15 protein-coding genes are annotated in these 14681 nt (G+C 34.9%); 3 read left to right on the forward strand and 12 right to left on the reverse strand.

The window, feature by feature from the left end:
• Window positions 1-338: 338 nt before the first annotated feature.
• The 7 genes from H7K77_RS12755 to H7K77_RS12785 form a co-directional block, all read right to left on the reverse strand.
• Window positions 339-2933, reverse strand: coding sequence for a cellulase family glycosylhydrolase (locus H7K77_RS12755; RefSeq protein ID WP_186578226.1), 2595 nt, complete (start codon window positions 2931-2933; stop codon window positions 339-341).
• Window positions 2934-3232: 299 nt separating this feature from the next.
• Window positions 3233-3856: an SGNH/GDSL hydrolase family protein gene (locus H7K77_RS12760; protein WP_328701112.1), complete on the reverse strand. Its 624-nt coding sequence runs from the start codon at window positions 3854-3856 to the stop codon at window positions 3233-3235.
• A 52-nt stretch (window positions 3857-3908) separates the two neighbouring features.
• Complete coding sequence (locus H7K77_RS12765; RefSeq protein ID WP_186578228.1) at window positions 3909-4727, reverse strand: sugar phosphate isomerase/epimerase family protein; 819 nt, start codon at window positions 4725-4727, stop codon at window positions 3909-3911.
• A 192-nt stretch (window positions 4728-4919) separates the two neighbouring features.
• Window positions 4920-5159: an indolepyruvate ferredoxin oxidoreductase subunit alpha gene (locus tag H7K77_RS12770; RefSeq protein WP_186578229.1), complete on the reverse strand. Its 240-nt coding sequence runs from the start codon at window positions 5157-5159 to the stop codon at window positions 4920-4922.
• 25 nt (window positions 5160-5184) lie between these two features.
• Window positions 5185-5733: an NADPH-dependent FMN reductase gene (locus tag H7K77_RS12775; protein ID WP_186578230.1), complete on the reverse strand. Its 549-nt coding sequence runs from the start codon at window positions 5731-5733 to the stop codon at window positions 5185-5187.
• Window positions 5734-5762: 29 nt separating this feature from the next.
• Window positions 5763-6710, reverse strand: a complete 948-nt coding sequence (locus H7K77_RS12780; RefSeq protein WP_235988928.1) for a bifunctional riboflavin kinase/FAD synthetase — start codon at window positions 6708-6710, stop codon at window positions 5763-5765.
• Between the two features lie 83 nt (window positions 6711-6793).
• Entirely contained in the window at window positions 6794-7414 is a 621-nt protein-coding gene (locus H7K77_RS12785; RefSeq protein WP_186578232.1) for a superoxide dismutase, read from the reverse strand.
• 275 nt (window positions 7415-7689) lie between these two features.
• Between H7K77_RS12785 and H7K77_RS12790 the strand changes: the two genes are divergently transcribed.
• On the forward strand, window positions 7690-8322 hold the full coding sequence (locus H7K77_RS12790; RefSeq protein WP_186578233.1) for a helix-turn-helix transcriptional regulator: 633 nt from the start codon (window positions 7690-7692) through the stop codon (window positions 8320-8322).
• 122 nt (window positions 8323-8444) lie between these two features.
• Here H7K77_RS12790 and H7K77_RS12795 read toward each other — a convergent pair whose 3' ends face one another.
• The 5 genes from H7K77_RS12795 to H7K77_RS12815 form a co-directional block, all read right to left on the reverse strand.
• The gene (locus H7K77_RS12795; protein ID WP_186578234.1) at window positions 8445-9626 is read right to left on the reverse strand and encodes an NAD(P)/FAD-dependent oxidoreductase; all 1182 of its coding nucleotides are present in this window, start codon (window positions 9624-9626) and stop codon (window positions 8445-8447) included.
• 37 nt (window positions 9627-9663) lie between these two features.
• Window positions 9664-10080, reverse strand: coding sequence for a DUF1641 domain-containing protein (locus H7K77_RS12800; RefSeq protein ID WP_186578235.1), 417 nt, complete (start codon window positions 10078-10080; stop codon window positions 9664-9666).
• Between the two features lie 618 nt (window positions 10081-10698).
• Window positions 10699-11118, reverse strand: coding sequence for an arsenate reductase (thioredoxin) (gene arsC / locus H7K77_RS12805; protein ID WP_186578236.1), 420 nt, complete (start codon window positions 11116-11118; stop codon window positions 10699-10701).
• 20 nt (window positions 11119-11138) lie between these two features.
• Window positions 11139-12437 (reverse strand): arsenic transporter, encoded by a 1299-nt coding sequence (locus tag H7K77_RS12810; RefSeq protein WP_328701114.1) that lies wholly within the window; start codon window positions 12435-12437, stop codon window positions 11139-11141.
• 14 nt (window positions 12438-12451) lie between these two features.
• Complete coding sequence (locus tag H7K77_RS12815) at window positions 12452-12796, reverse strand: ArsR/SmtB family transcription factor (RefSeq protein WP_186578237.1); 345 nt, start codon at window positions 12794-12796, stop codon at window positions 12452-12454.
• Between the two features lie 232 nt (window positions 12797-13028).
• Here H7K77_RS12815 and H7K77_RS12820 point away from each other — a divergent pair, with 232 nt between their 5' ends.
• Both H7K77_RS12820 and H7K77_RS12825 read left to right on the forward strand, forming a co-directional pair.
• A complete protein-coding gene (locus H7K77_RS12820) occupies window positions 13029-13337 on the forward strand; it encodes a PadR family transcriptional regulator (RefSeq protein WP_186578238.1) in 309 nt (102 codons plus the stop codon).
• An 18-nt stretch (window positions 13338-13355) separates the two neighbouring features.
• Window positions 13356-14543, forward strand: coding sequence for a chromate transporter (locus tag H7K77_RS12825; RefSeq protein ID WP_407926435.1), 1188 nt, complete (start codon window positions 13356-13358; stop codon window positions 14541-14543).
• The last annotated feature ends 138 nt before the right edge of the window (window positions 14544-14681 follow it).

The following is a 14681-nucleotide window of genomic DNA, read 5'->3' on the forward strand; positions in this document are numbered from 1 at the left end:
GAATAATAAACTAATCTACTCATCTATCGATAATTTACTCATTACATTATCTATCCTGTTTTCCAAAGTGTTTTGGATATACCAGAATGCTAGATGTTCTCTATCCATCACCTTTCTCCTCCTCCATCAAAAAAGTAATGTATCTAATTTTCTGCGCCGGACAGTTAAATTTAAACGAATCGCTAACACCCTCACAAATGTAAGCGGTTTATTTAATTTTAACATAGCGTTTTTTTTATAAATACATGACTAATTAGATACAAATTCAGTTAAAAATTAGAGGTATAGCAAGGTAAAAGAGAGTGCCCCTAAATTGGGACACCCCCTTTGCTACATCATTATTCTATTGATTTTCTTCTTTTTATAAATAGAAAGAATACACTTCCTAATATTAATAGACTGAAGCCAGCCAACATCATATTAAATAACGGTGTTGCAGTATTGGGAAGCACTTCTTGGTTTTCTTCAGAAGTCGGCAAGTCTCCTTGATCATTCCCACTATTGTTGTCTTGTTCATTTGCTTCCTTGTCCTTTGCCCCCTCGTTATTAAGTTGTTCCTCTTCCCTATCATCTTTAACTGGGGCTGTTATATTCGGATCTTCTTTTGTAGTTGAAATTTCTTTCTCTAAAACAGTGTAAATGCTTAAATGCGAAACATTTGCACTTACTACTCCATCTTTATAAACACTTTCAACGATCTCCCACTTTTTCGTTTCTTCATTAAAATAATAAATACTCAAGTTATCAAGTTTTTTTACATTTTCTTCGTTCACGGCAAATTTTAGTGTTACTGGATTATCTCCAAATTCACTAATATTGTTTGATTGCGTAATAGTTAAATCATAGATTTCACTTCTCACTTTCATATCTTCCGGTATACTCATTTGATCAGCATTTTCTGATTCGATGCTTATCGATACTGATTGATTTGGATTAAAATGTGCAGTAGCCACAACCAAGCTTATTCCAAATTTTAAAATTGTTATGTTAGCATTCTTGCTTACCAGCTTCTGCACTTGATCACTTGTTAAGATAATGTTATTAACATTTTCTCTATCACCAATCTCAATAACAAATAATCCACCATTTGCTAATTTTTCAATATCCTCATCTGATACCGTAGCAATTCCATTTTCGATTTGTGGTGTACTTACCACTTCCTCATGCATTTGTCCATTGCCATTATCAACAGGGACTTCATCAGGAACTTTACCTTTCCCTTCAACACCCTCACCATTTTTTACAATAGTATAGGTAATTTGCTCTCCACTCCAGAAATGAAAAGTTAATTCAACTTCACGTCCATTGTCCAGTTCATTAAAAAAGCGTTCATTTCCATATGGGAAAGTTATTTCATTGGTCTCATAAGAAGGATTAAATGCATAACCAAATTCCTTAAATGTTGTCCAATTTTGTGGTCCTGCTGGGCTACTATCATCTGTATATATAGCTTCCATAGTTTTTAAGTCAGTTCCATTAAATTGAACTGGTATAGCATAATCATTTGTACTACCTAAAGCATTCTCAAAAGTAGGTGTCTTGTAATTGTAAATGTCAAAATACCAATTTGAACCGTTATTGAAAGTTGCCGTTAGTGTTGCATTTTTTCCTAGTTTTTCTGAAATAAGGTCAGAAAGTAAGCTCGCTTTAATCGTTAATATCTCCCCGTTCCATTCATAGTCTTGTCCTTCTTGTAAGTTTTCACCATTCACTTGAAGGGAAATAAATGTATTACCGTTTAAGTTTAGCTTTCTTTCGACATCAACAATCTTTTCGCCTTGCTTCAAATAAATGAAGTTTGTTTCAGCCGTTGCTGAACGTCCTTCCCAGCTAGCACGCATCATTTCATAAAGTTGTGGGTCCTTCCAATCGTGAGATATACGGTTGAAATGTTGACCATTATCCCACAGCATATGAACCAAATCTTTTTCATTCGCATAGTTAATTAGAAATTCAAAGAATTTAAGTTTTTCGCCTTGTTGAATTGTTCCTATATGTTGATCAAAACCTAACAGTCCAAATTCTCCAATTACTACTGGAATACCATTTTGAACAAATTTTTCATTTACCCGATTAAAATTATCAATGATATGATTTTTTGTTGCTTCATCGAAGGTAGTCGTACCATCCACGTTTACACTAAAAGGCCAGTACCCATAATAGTGAACAGTTGAAATGATATAGGGATCGTTTTTTGAAATAATCCAATTGTAGAGATTATCCACATGTACTTGTTCTTCAAAATTGGTATGCAATGTTGGGATTACAAGTGGACGGATAGGATTGTTTCCACTTGAAGTTCGCACTATATCATAAAAGGAATTGTTCAATTCATCTAGAAATTTTTGTCCTTCTTCATCTCCACCTGGTCCCCAAAACTGTGGCTCATTAATACTTTCGAACATTAGGTCAGTTGGGTATTCTTTGAATCTCTCAGAAAGTTGCATCCAGATTGAATTAAATCGCGCAACGGTATTGTCATGATCACTAGACATCCCTTTAGCAATGGAATCCCATGAATCATGGTGAATATTAATCATAACTTTTAATTCAGCTTCTAGTGACCAGTCCACCACTTGCTGAAGACGATTAAGAAATTGTGCATTAATCGTATAATCAGGACTTTCACCCGTTCTAGTTGAGAAAGTTACAGGGATACGAATACTTTTAAAACCTTGATCGGAAATGCTATTAATAAGTTCTTTTGTGACAAGTGGATTGCCCCAAGCTGTTTCATCAAATACGTCTTTTTCTGTATCAAATCCATCAAAAGTATTGCCTAGGTTCCACCCAGGTTGCATATCTGCTGCATAAGTAGTTATATCATATTCAACCTGTGTGGCAGTTTCTGCTTGAGCAACTTGAGGAAAAATGTAAAACATTGCTACCAAAAAAGCTGTCAAGAGTCCAACAATTCCTTTACGTTTAATCATAAAAACACTCCTTTTCCTACTATTTTCGCGTTTATTGTAAACGCTTTCTAAAATTTAACATAGAGTGATTTTATTTAGTACACAACGAATTAGATATAAATTCAGTTATAAACTAGTGATTTGCAAAAAAGAGAGTACCGTACAGATTTAGCAAATAGACGATATTTATAATAAGAAGTGTACTGCTACTAAAATTCTCATCAAATTAATAAATTTATTAATCTCACCACAAACAAAAACAAGCTTAGATATTTAATCTAAGCTTGTTTTTACTGTCACAACTCCAGTGATCAATTTGTCTAGTTTTGTACCGTTTCTATCCATGTCTTTGCTAGTAACATATTACCTATTGAGTTCATATGTACATGATCAGTTGTCAAATTATTATCATAACCACCTTCTACATATTGTCTAAAAACCTTATTTGTAGGCACTAATAAAGCATCAAATTTAACCGCTAAGTCATTTACTATTTGAACATAATCAACAAGTAAGTGATTTCCCTTTGAAGCAAGGTTCTCTTCAATGATAGTCGGCTCCATTAAAATAATTTTAGCATCAGTCTGTTCTTTAAGTTTTGTTAAAATATCTGTATAAATTCTTTCAAAATCATTTGGATAGACTTGTTCTATACCTGGACTATCTAGTTGTCTCCAGACATCATTTATTCCGATCATTACGGATACCCAATTTGGTTGTAAGGCAATAACATCATCTTGCCATCTATCAAACAAATCTGTAACGCGATTCCCACCGACACCTTTATTAATAAACTGTAAATTAAGTTCCGGAAAACTAGCTAAATAGTAATCCCGAATTAATCTGTAATAACCATCTCCAACTTGCTCCGGATCACTAAGACGTCCAGCATCTGTTATACTATCACCTATTAAAATAATTTTGTCACCCTTTATAAATCTCACAGAATTCACTCCCATATGCTAGATACCATTCTTTAATCACATTTCTATTTTTTTATAAAGTCCTCATGAACTTAGCAAATTGTTCAAATGCAACTTCAGGCTCCTCAATTTCGGGGCACCAAATCTTTTCCCATTCTAAAGTAAAGTATCCGCTATAACCATTTTCAATTAATTGATTATAGCTCTCCTTTAATGGTATATCCCCACTTCCTAATAAACATAGTTGATAGCCACGCGGATGATCGTCCCTCAAGTATGAATCTTTCCAATGGGTGTACTTAATCCGATCTCCTAACGTATTCCATGTTTCCTCAGGGAGTTCTCCAACTAGTCTATAAGGATGGTGTACATCCCACAATATCTGAAGTCGCGGACTTTCAACTTTGGTTAGTAAATGTTTTATAGATTGACTGTCAATAAAATCATCATGTGTTTCCAAAAGTAAGGTTACGTTATATTTCTCAGCAATCACCAGCATTTGCTCTACATTATCTATAGCTATCCGAAGCGCATCCTGTTTTGTCATGTCACCGATCATACCTCCAAATACTCTAATATAAGAAGCACCAAACTGATTACATAAGTATCCATAGGCCTCCAGCTCATCTAAACTCTTTTTTAATTGCTGTTCAGATTTAGTAATTAGACTAACAGAGCTAGAAAAACAAGGTATTTCTAGGCAAGCATCTTTGAATAACTGTTTTGTCTCCTCCAATTTTGTAGTAAATACAGGGAGCTTATATATATCGAATTCTCCCAAATAACCACGAAAATCCACACCTTGATATCCATTTTTCACTGCATTTTTTATAATAGTATTCAAATCCCAATTAGGACACCCTAATGTGGTAAAAGCTAATTTTAAGGACAATTGAATTCCCTCCACTATCTAGTAATTAATTCCAACAATAAATTAAAGCGATTACATTCATTTGGAAATACGATATCTCTTTTAAGTCTAGACTACCATAAAACTAATTATTTATAATATAAAAATAGCGATTTTCTTGAAAAAAACCGCTATTTTATCAATTCTATTTAATTAGATGCTACTCTATTATAGTTAAAAGTTCTCAAAAAACTTCTCAGCCTTTTCCAAATATGGCTCTTGTTCTTCCGTAAGATCATATTCTTCTACAATTGCATCCACAGGACAAACTGCCACGCATGCACCGCAGTCAATACAAATATCCGGATTGATGTAAAACTGAGATTTCCCCTCTTCTATACAATCAACAGGACAAACTGTTGCGCATTCTCCTGCTTTTTCTATTTCACATGGGCTTGTAATAACGAATGCCATAACAATCCTCCTACCTTCATTTATCTTAATGACTCTTTTTATTATCCAGACTTTTTTGCAGGAAAATCATTTCATCTGCAAGTAACTTTATTCTTTTAGATATGTCTTCATCTATTATTTCGTTTTCATCATCAAATGCATCATTATGAACAAACACATTACCGGTTGGAACTAATCCCTTTAAATAAGTGAGGATTGGTTTCAGTTGATATTCCGAAACAAGAAAATGTTTATCAATTTCTCCAGATGTTATCATTCCTGTTACTTTTCCTTTGAATACGTCTACCTGAAAATGATCTAACAGGTTTTTTAATGCCCCAGTTATCGATGCTTGATAGATAGGCGTACCTATTATAAGAAAGTCCGCATTTGAAACCTTATTTACAACATTAAAGGTATCTTCATTATAAAAGGTTAATGGGTCCCCATTCACAAATTGAACGTCAAAGTCCCTTAAATCAATTAATTCTGTCTCAATGCTTGAGTCGATTTCCTTTGCGGCTTCCAATACTTTATGGATTAAAACATTTGTTTTCCATCCAGCTAAAGAACCAGCAACACCAACCAGTTTCAAAGTACATCCTCCCTTTCCAGTATTAATTTTTATTCGTTCTGACCAATCAATTGTAACGCATCTTGCTTATCTTGTTCCATTTGTTCGATAAGCGCATCTAACCCATTAAAATTTACTTCCTCCCGCATAAAGCGTAAGAAAGATACGGAAACCGTTTTATCGTATAGATCTCCAGAAAAATTAAGTAAATGGGCTTCAACTAAATATCCTTCACCCTTAACAGTTGGTCGATAACCTGCACTTATTAACACATGATAGTATTCGGTAATAACATCATTCTGGTGAATGCCTACAACCCCAAGGTAAACGCCTGGTTTTGGTTCAACATACTCATCTATTTCGCCCAAATTAATAGTAGGAAAACCTAACTTCCTCCCCATTTTTTGGCCATGTACAACTTTACCCGTTATCGTAAATGGACGTCCCAATAAAGAATGAGCAGGTTCCAATAACCCATCTTCGATCAATGCACGAATGTGTCGACTACTTATCTTTGTGCCACTTTCTTTAATACTAGGAACGACTATTACATCAATCTTAAGTTGTTTACACAAACCGATAAGTGCATCCGTAGAAGATGTTGCACCACTTCCAAAACGGAACCCCTCTCCTACAATGATACGCTTCACATTTAATTGTGAGAGATGTTCTAATACAAATGTTTCCGCAGTCGTTCTAGCATATTCCTTGGTAAAGAGGATTCGATAAAAACGCTCAAATCCAAACCTCTCTAATAAATCAAACTTGTCTATATCTCGGGTTATTTTTCGTTTAAAGTTGGGATCTTGTTTTATTACCCATAACGGATTATCGGAGAAAGTCATTACTGCTAACGTATCATTTTCTTTATCCATGTATTGTCTTGCAGTACGCAGAATTGCCTCATGTCCTTTATGAATACCATCAAATTTCCCAATTACCATTGTAAGTGGTTCTTTATTATAAGGTGGTTTTCCAGTCACTTCAATAATTTCCATTGCCATCCCTTTTCTCTATCACAAATAGTTTTTTACTCATAGAATAAGGTACCATAACGGTACCTTATTCTACAAATTAACTATTAGTTTATAGCTTGCGCATATTTTTTAGCAACAGCATCCCAATTTATGATATTAAAGAAACTTGCAATATAATCTGGTCTTCTATTTTGATAATTTAAGTAGTAAGCATGTTCCCATACATCAAGCCCTAAAATTGCAGTTTTACCTTCCATGATAGGGTTATCCTGATTTGGTGTGCTTGTTACTTCTAACTCACCATTTTGGTTTACTACTAACCATGCCCAACCTGAACCAAAACGTGTTGCAGCTGCATCAGAAAACTTTTGTTCAAATGCACTAACACTGCCAAAAGCAGCATTTATTGCATCTGCTAACTTACCGCTAGGAGCTGCTTGTTCTTTACCCGGTGCAATGACTTCCCAGAAAAGCGTATGGTTGAAATGTCCACCACCATTATTTCTAACTGCTGTTCTAACCTCGGCAGGTACTGCATCTAAATTGCTTAGCAACTGTTCTAAAGACTTGCTTTCTAGATCTGCTTTACCTTCAATCGCAGCATTAAGCTTACTTACATATGTTTGATGGTGCTTACCGTGGTGAATCTCCATAGTCGTTTTATCAATATGAGGCTCTAATGCATCGAAATCATATTTTAATGCTGGTAATTCAAATTTTGCCATGATAAATTCCTCCAATAAATTTAATATATTATTCTTTTTATACCAAAAAGTATAATAAGTATGTGTTTATCCTATCTGATACAATAGGTAAATGCAATTAATTTGCTCGTTACGGATTGAATGTTATTACTGTTAACTTTTTATACTATCTTATATAATAAGTCTAAAGATAATTAATTTAAGCTAAAGTGGTGCTCTATTAATCTGCACTGCTTTTTATTTTAGATACGCAATTTTTATCAAGGATCTTATCTCATTTTAAGGAGGTGCTTCAATTGAACCAAACTAGAGTAACCACAAAGGACAGGATACTTGAAATCCTGAAAAAGCGAGTGAGGGTAAAAGTTAGTGAATTAACCGAGCACCTCGAAATTACAGATATGGCTGTACGTAAGCACCTATCTATTATGGAAAAAGACGGACTAATCCAAGCTAAAGAGATTAAATTACCTATGGGAAGACCTACTCAAATGTACTCTTTATCAGAAAAGGGTGAACGATTATTTCCTAAAAACTATGAGGGGTTAAGTGTTGAGTTTATGAAAGAAATACGTGACCTCCATGGTGATGAGTCAATCGTTCAGTTATTCCAAAATCGTGAACGCCGATTATCTAAGGAATACTCCATTAGAATGGAAAAGAGATCATCAACAGAAAAAATAAAAGAAATGGCTGCTATTCAAAATGAAAAGGGCTATATGGCTGACTTAATTCAAATTGATAAATCAACATTTGAACTTATCGAATATAACTGTCCAATCATGGCCGTTGCAAAAGAATTCAAAGTTGCATGCCATTGTGAAACTTCTATGTTTAAAACCGTTCTGAACACAGATCATGTGAAAAGAACTAGCTGCAAAACAGAAGGCAATGATCATTGTAAATTTTTGATTAAAGTAAACAATTAATGACAGATACCCTTTCGCAGTAATTCTTGTGGGTGTCTGTTATAGAAGGTACGACATAACCAACAATAATTACGAGAAACAAAAAGAAGTAGATCCTAATCAAATTAGAATCTACTTCTTTTTTAATATGCTAAACTAAATAATCCTTTTATGTGGGAGAGGTAACGAATGTTACTAGCTTCTTTCATTAAGGAAGCAGGCATACCTTTAAGTTGAGTAGCATTTGCCCCAACTGTAGCTACTGCATCTTTACGACCAAGACTAGCAAGTGTACCTGAGTTTACTGGACTGAATTCTTCAAAGTCTTTACCCATTAAATATGCGTATAGGTTGTACCCGATTAATTCACCCATTTGCCATGCAATTTGAGCAGTTGGTGGCTGTGGACGTTCTTCACCAGGTTTGAAATAAACTGCACTATCACCAGCAATAAATACATCTTGGTGAGATGTTGACTGTAAATACTGATTCACAGTTGCGCGGCCTCTATTTACTTCTAAACCTGACTCTCCAACTAATGGATTACCTTGTACGCCACCAGTCCAAACAAACGTGTTTGTTTTAATTTTTTGTCCATCTTTTAAATCTACAACGTTTCCTTCTACACCAGTTACAGGAAGACCAGTTAAGAACTGAACTCCACGAGATTCTAGACTTTGCATTGCTCTGTCAATAAGTTCGTCTGATAGCATTGGAAGAACTTTAGGACCAGCTTCCACAAGTAACAATTTAATTTTGTTATAGTCTACACCGTATTTTTTAGTTAGTTCAGGTAGTTCATCAGCAAGTTCTCCAACTAGTTCGACACCAGTTAATCCACCACCGCCGATTAAGATGGTAGCATCTTCTTCTTTTCCTGAATTAGCAAATTCACGAATGCGTTCTTCGACATGTTTACGGATATAATTCGCTTCATCAGCTGACTTTAATACAAGGCTATTTTCTTCAAGACCCGGAATACCGAAGTAAGCAGTTGTACTACCTAGCGCTACAACTAGTGCATCATACGTAAGGAAAGATCCATCAGATAATTGTACTTGTTTTTTATCAACTGCGAATGATTCAACTTTGGCAATTCTAAGTGCGATGTCCTTGTTTTTAATAAGCTTCTCAAGTGGCATTGCGACTGCTTGCTCACTTACATTACCAGCTGCAAGTCGGTGTAATTCTGTAATAATTTGGTGTGTTGGAGTCTGGTTTACTAAAGTCACTTCTGCTTCTGATTGATTTAAATATTTTCTAACAGTTAAAGCGGAAAGAAGTCCCCCGTAACCAGCACCTATGATGACGATCTTTTTAGACATGTTTTCTCCTCCATTTTAAAATAAAGTCTTTTGAAGATTATTTGCGTTCTGCTGAGATTTTAAGGTAAGCATTAACGAAACGGAAAAGTTTCTGTGCCTGAGGATCCTTTAACATTTTTAAAAGTCCAAACAGCCCAATAACTTCTGTACTCTTTTCTGACTCATCCTTTGCTTCGATTGCAGTTGCCGCTACATTTTTCACTGATGACTTAATTGGTTCTACCATTTCGGTAATCGCACCAACAGTATCACTCTTGAACACATCGTCAGTTGCAAATGATTGAACAGTGTCATACGACTTAGATAGAAGCGTTACTAATTCTGTTAGCTTAGGAAGTTCCTTAATTAATGTAGTTAATGACTCCTGTACTTGAGGATCTAGAAGCTGTTCAAGTAATTCTTTCTCTGAAACTGACTTATGTTGATCGTTTTCTTGTTGAAATGACTCTGACATAACTTTTCCTCCTAATAGAACATTCTTTTTAATTATTTATGTAAAAGAGTAATGGAAGACAGTTAACCAACCCTTTTAAAAACAAGCTATGATTCCAAAATAGTGATTATATTCACATTAAATTGCCCTACATAATATTAAATAAAGAAAATATATTATTACTGCTTATTTTGCAATAAAGTAATGACGGCTATTCAGATAATGAATATACTTTCTTTACTTTTTGTTCTTTTAAATCTGCCATACTATCTAATTTTATCAGTAATTTTGAATTCTAACAATCAAAGAGTACATATTGTCACAAATTATAATAAATACCGTATTTATTTCACCAATATGTAAGTAAATCTAACTGTGTATAAGTTTATATCTACAATTTTAACATGTATTTCAGCATGATTCCTCCGACTATTATCCATTAATTCCTATTTTATTACTTTTGTGTTAAACCAACAACAATGTTCTTCACAAAAAATAACCGCCACTTAATCAAAAATAATTAATTAATAATCACTTCATTCGTTAAATTAAAATATATATTTACTATTGACATTGTACGACTAAACAACAAGTAAAAAATCAGGGACGTATAAAATCGTCCCTGAATCCTTTTCTTTTCTATTCACCTGTATCAGCAAAACGCTTAATTCGTTCACCTATTTGATCACGAACACGTTGGAAAACTTGCCATTTTTCTTCATCAGTACCTTCTGCTTTCGCCGGATCATCAAATCCCCAATGTTCACGTTTCACACTAGGAGGGGTTACTGGGCATTTGTCCGCAGCATCACCACAAAGCGTTACAGCTAATGTAGCATTATTTAGAATATCTGGATCTATAATATCTGAAGTTTGATCGGATATGTCAATCTCCACTTCATTCATCGCTTTAACTGCATTTGGATTCAATCCATGTGCTTCAATACCTGCACTTTTCACATTCCAATCCTCACCTAAATATTGTTTAGCCCAACCCTCAGCCATTTGACTACGGCAAGAATTACCAGTACATAAGAAGTAAATCGTTTTTTTAGACATATTTACATAGTCTCCTTCATTTAAAATATTAATAATGTTAGATATAGCCCTACTAATGTAATAAATAATATTGGGATAGTTAAAATAATTCCTGTTTTAAAGTAAGTACCCCAGGAAATCTTAACCCCTTTTTGAGATAAAACATGAAGCCATAACAATGTAGCTAATGAACCAATCGGAGTAATTTTAGGTCCTAAATCGGAACCAATTACATTGGCATAAATAAGGGCTTCTCTTATTACTCCAGATGTACTCGTTTCAGCAATTGCCAAGGCATCTATCATTACTGTAGGCATGTTGTTCATAATCGAAGATAAAATAGCAGCGATAAAACCCATACCGATTGTGGCTACAAATAATCCTTGCTCAGCACTAGCTTGAATTAACTTAGCTAATACATCCGTTAGCCCTGCATTCTTTAGTCCATATACGACAACATACATTCCTATGGAGAAGAACACAATTGCCCAGGGTGCACCTTTTATAACTGTTTTAGTATCTACTTCCTTACTTTCCCTAGCCATTATTAAAAAGAAAATGGCAATAATACCTGCTACAATTGAGACAGGCAAATTAACAAACTCGCTAACAAAATACCCAACTAATAATATTCCAAGTACATACCAAGAAATACGGAACATACGTAAATCTTTTATCGCATCAGCTGGTTCTTTTAATTGATCGATATTATACGTACGTGGAATACTTTTTCTAAAATAAATCAACAAAACAGTGATTGTCGCTGCAAGTGAGAACAGATTTGGGATAATCATTCTAGATGCATATTCAACGAAACCAATATCAAAGAAATCTGCTGATACAATATTAACAAGATTACTCACTATCAATGGTAACGAGGTAGTATCCGCAATAAATCCACTTGCCATAATAAATGGAAAGACCATTTTTTCATTGAAATTGAGGTTACGCACCATCGCTAGAACGATTGGTGTAAGAATTAAAGCAGCACCATCATTTGCAAAAAATGCAGCAACAATTGCGCCAAGGATACTGACATAAATAAACATCTTTACCCCGTTACCATTAGCTGCTCGTGCCATATGTAAGGCTGCCCATTCAAAAAATCCAATTTCATCTAGTATTAACGAAATAATAATAATAGCAATAAACGCCAAGGTAGCATTCCAAACTATTTCTGTTACAGCGATAACATCAGTCAATCCAACTACTCCCGCCAATAACGCAACAATTGCCCCACCACAAGCAGACCATCCAATTGATAATCCCTTTGGTTGCCATATTACTAGGACAAGCGTTATAAGGAAGATAACCGATGCCAGTAAAATTGATGTTGACACATTTATCCCTCCAATTAACAACATGTAATTCTTGTACCTTTTTCTTCTAGTTCTTTTAAATGATAGTTTTGGTCAGGCAATTGATTAATAACTTGCTGTATAAAGCTATAGTACTCATTGCTTTTATTCATGGAATAAAAGATCCACTGTCCCCTTCTTTCTTCTTTCACTAACCCAACATCCCTCAATTTACGAAGATGTTGACTAATTGAAGGTTGACTAGTTTTAAATATTTCTACGAATTCACACACACAACAATCATGAGTATCAAGAATTTTCATCATCGTTAAACGTGTTTTATCGCCCAATAACTTTAATAGCATTGCAGCCTTATCAATTTCAACTTGAGTTTTAATCATAGAGAACACCTCCATTCATTCTGGATATTACTATATAATAATTTACTTATATATTCAAATGAATTTTTTCTATAGGTTTACAAACATTTCTAAGGAGTTGTTTATGCTTCAAATGAATGTTAAGAATTTGTAAACTCTAATACAACCACTTGAAAAGAACCCTTCCTTCTTGTAAACTTCCATTATCGAATTTCGATATTGGTATTCGATATTATAGAGAAGGTGATTGATTTTGGAAGACAAAGTGTTACGAAAGTTGTTTCTCGGTTTCATTCATATCCACATTTTACACCACGCAAAGGAACATCCCGTCTATGGGGCATGGATGGTCGAGGAATTACAGGAGCATGGGTATAAAATTAGCTCTGGTACGTTATACCCTATTTTACACACAATGGAAACGGATGGCCTCTTAGACAGAGAGGATCGAACCGTAGAAGGAAAAGTGAGAAAGTATTACACAACAACAGACAAAGGAAATCAAGTATTAGTTGAAGCAAGAAAGAAAGCTTATGAGCTTTTTAAAGAAATAAGAGATTAACTAAAGAAGGTGATGATATTGAAAGAAAAGAAAACAGGAATAAAGGCATTGTTAGAAATTCTAATCATTTCTACTAGACTTGGGCTATCCTCATTTGGTGGACCCGTTGCTCACCTAGGCTACTTTCATAATGAATATATTCAACGTAAAAAATGGATGGATGAAAAGAGCTACGCAGACTTAGTTGCCCTATGTCAGTTCCTTCCTGGTCCTGCAAGTAGTCAAGTTGGGATTGGAATTGGCGTTATGCGCGCTGGTGCTTTAGGGGGAATTATTTCCTTTATTGGCTTTACACTTCCTTCGGTGCTTGCTCTTATCCTTTTCGCACTGGTTCTCGAGGGTTTAGACGTTGCCGATGCTGGATGGATTCATGGATTAAAAATAGTAGCTGTCGCAGTTGTTGCTCATGCAATTGTTGGGATGTCAAAGAAGTTAACTCCTGATGTAGAAAGAAAAACAATTGCTTTATTAGCGTTAGTTACTACCCTATTATGGCAAACTGCATTTTCTCAAGTTGGCATTATCCTAATTGCTGCCATCATCGGTTTTTTGCTCTATAGGAATCATAGTACTACCGAAGATGCCGATATACAGGTACCTATATCAAAAAGGTTTGCTATCATATGTATTTCTTTATTTTTTGGATTACTAATTCTTCTGCCGTTTTTAAGAGAGGTTACTACACTTAACTGGATTGCTATGTTTGATAGTTTTTATCGGTCTGGCTCATTAGTATTTGGTGGTGGCCACGTTGTCTTGCCGTTATTGGAACGTGAATTTGTTCCAACAGGCTGGCTAAGTGAAGAGTCTTTCTTAGCTGGTTATGGTGCAGCACAGGCTGTTCCTGGGCCTTTATTTACCTTTGCGGCCTATCTTGGTGCCGTCATGAATGGATGGCAAGGCGGCTTGTTAGCAACAGTGGCAATCTTCTTACCTGCTTTTCTACTTATCTATGGCACATTACCTTTTTGGGGGTCTTTACGACGTAATCCGAAAATTAAAGGGGCATTGATGGGGGTAAATGCTGCTGTTATCGGCATATTAATATCTGCCTTTTATCAACCAATTTGGACTAGCTCCATTTTAGCACCTATAGACTTTGCATTTGCTGCTATTTTGTTCAGCATGTTAGTTTATTGGAAACTTCCACCTTGGATTATTGTAGTTACTGGTGCATTGGGCGGAGCATTGCTGTCTTTCATTTAAATGATTTACAATTATAATATAGGAACACTTAAACCGCTCAGAAAATAAGCTCTGAGCGGCTTTTTTATTTATTTTAATACTGAAGAAGGCTTCTTTGCGCATGCTTTACTGCTATAAGCAATAGCGCATAAACTCTTA

The organism is Aquibacillus kalidii (assembly GCF_014280935.1).
In the GTDB taxonomy this organism is placed as follows: Bacteria; Bacillota; Bacilli; order Bacillales; family Amphibacillaceae; genus Aquibacillus_D; species Aquibacillus_D kalidii.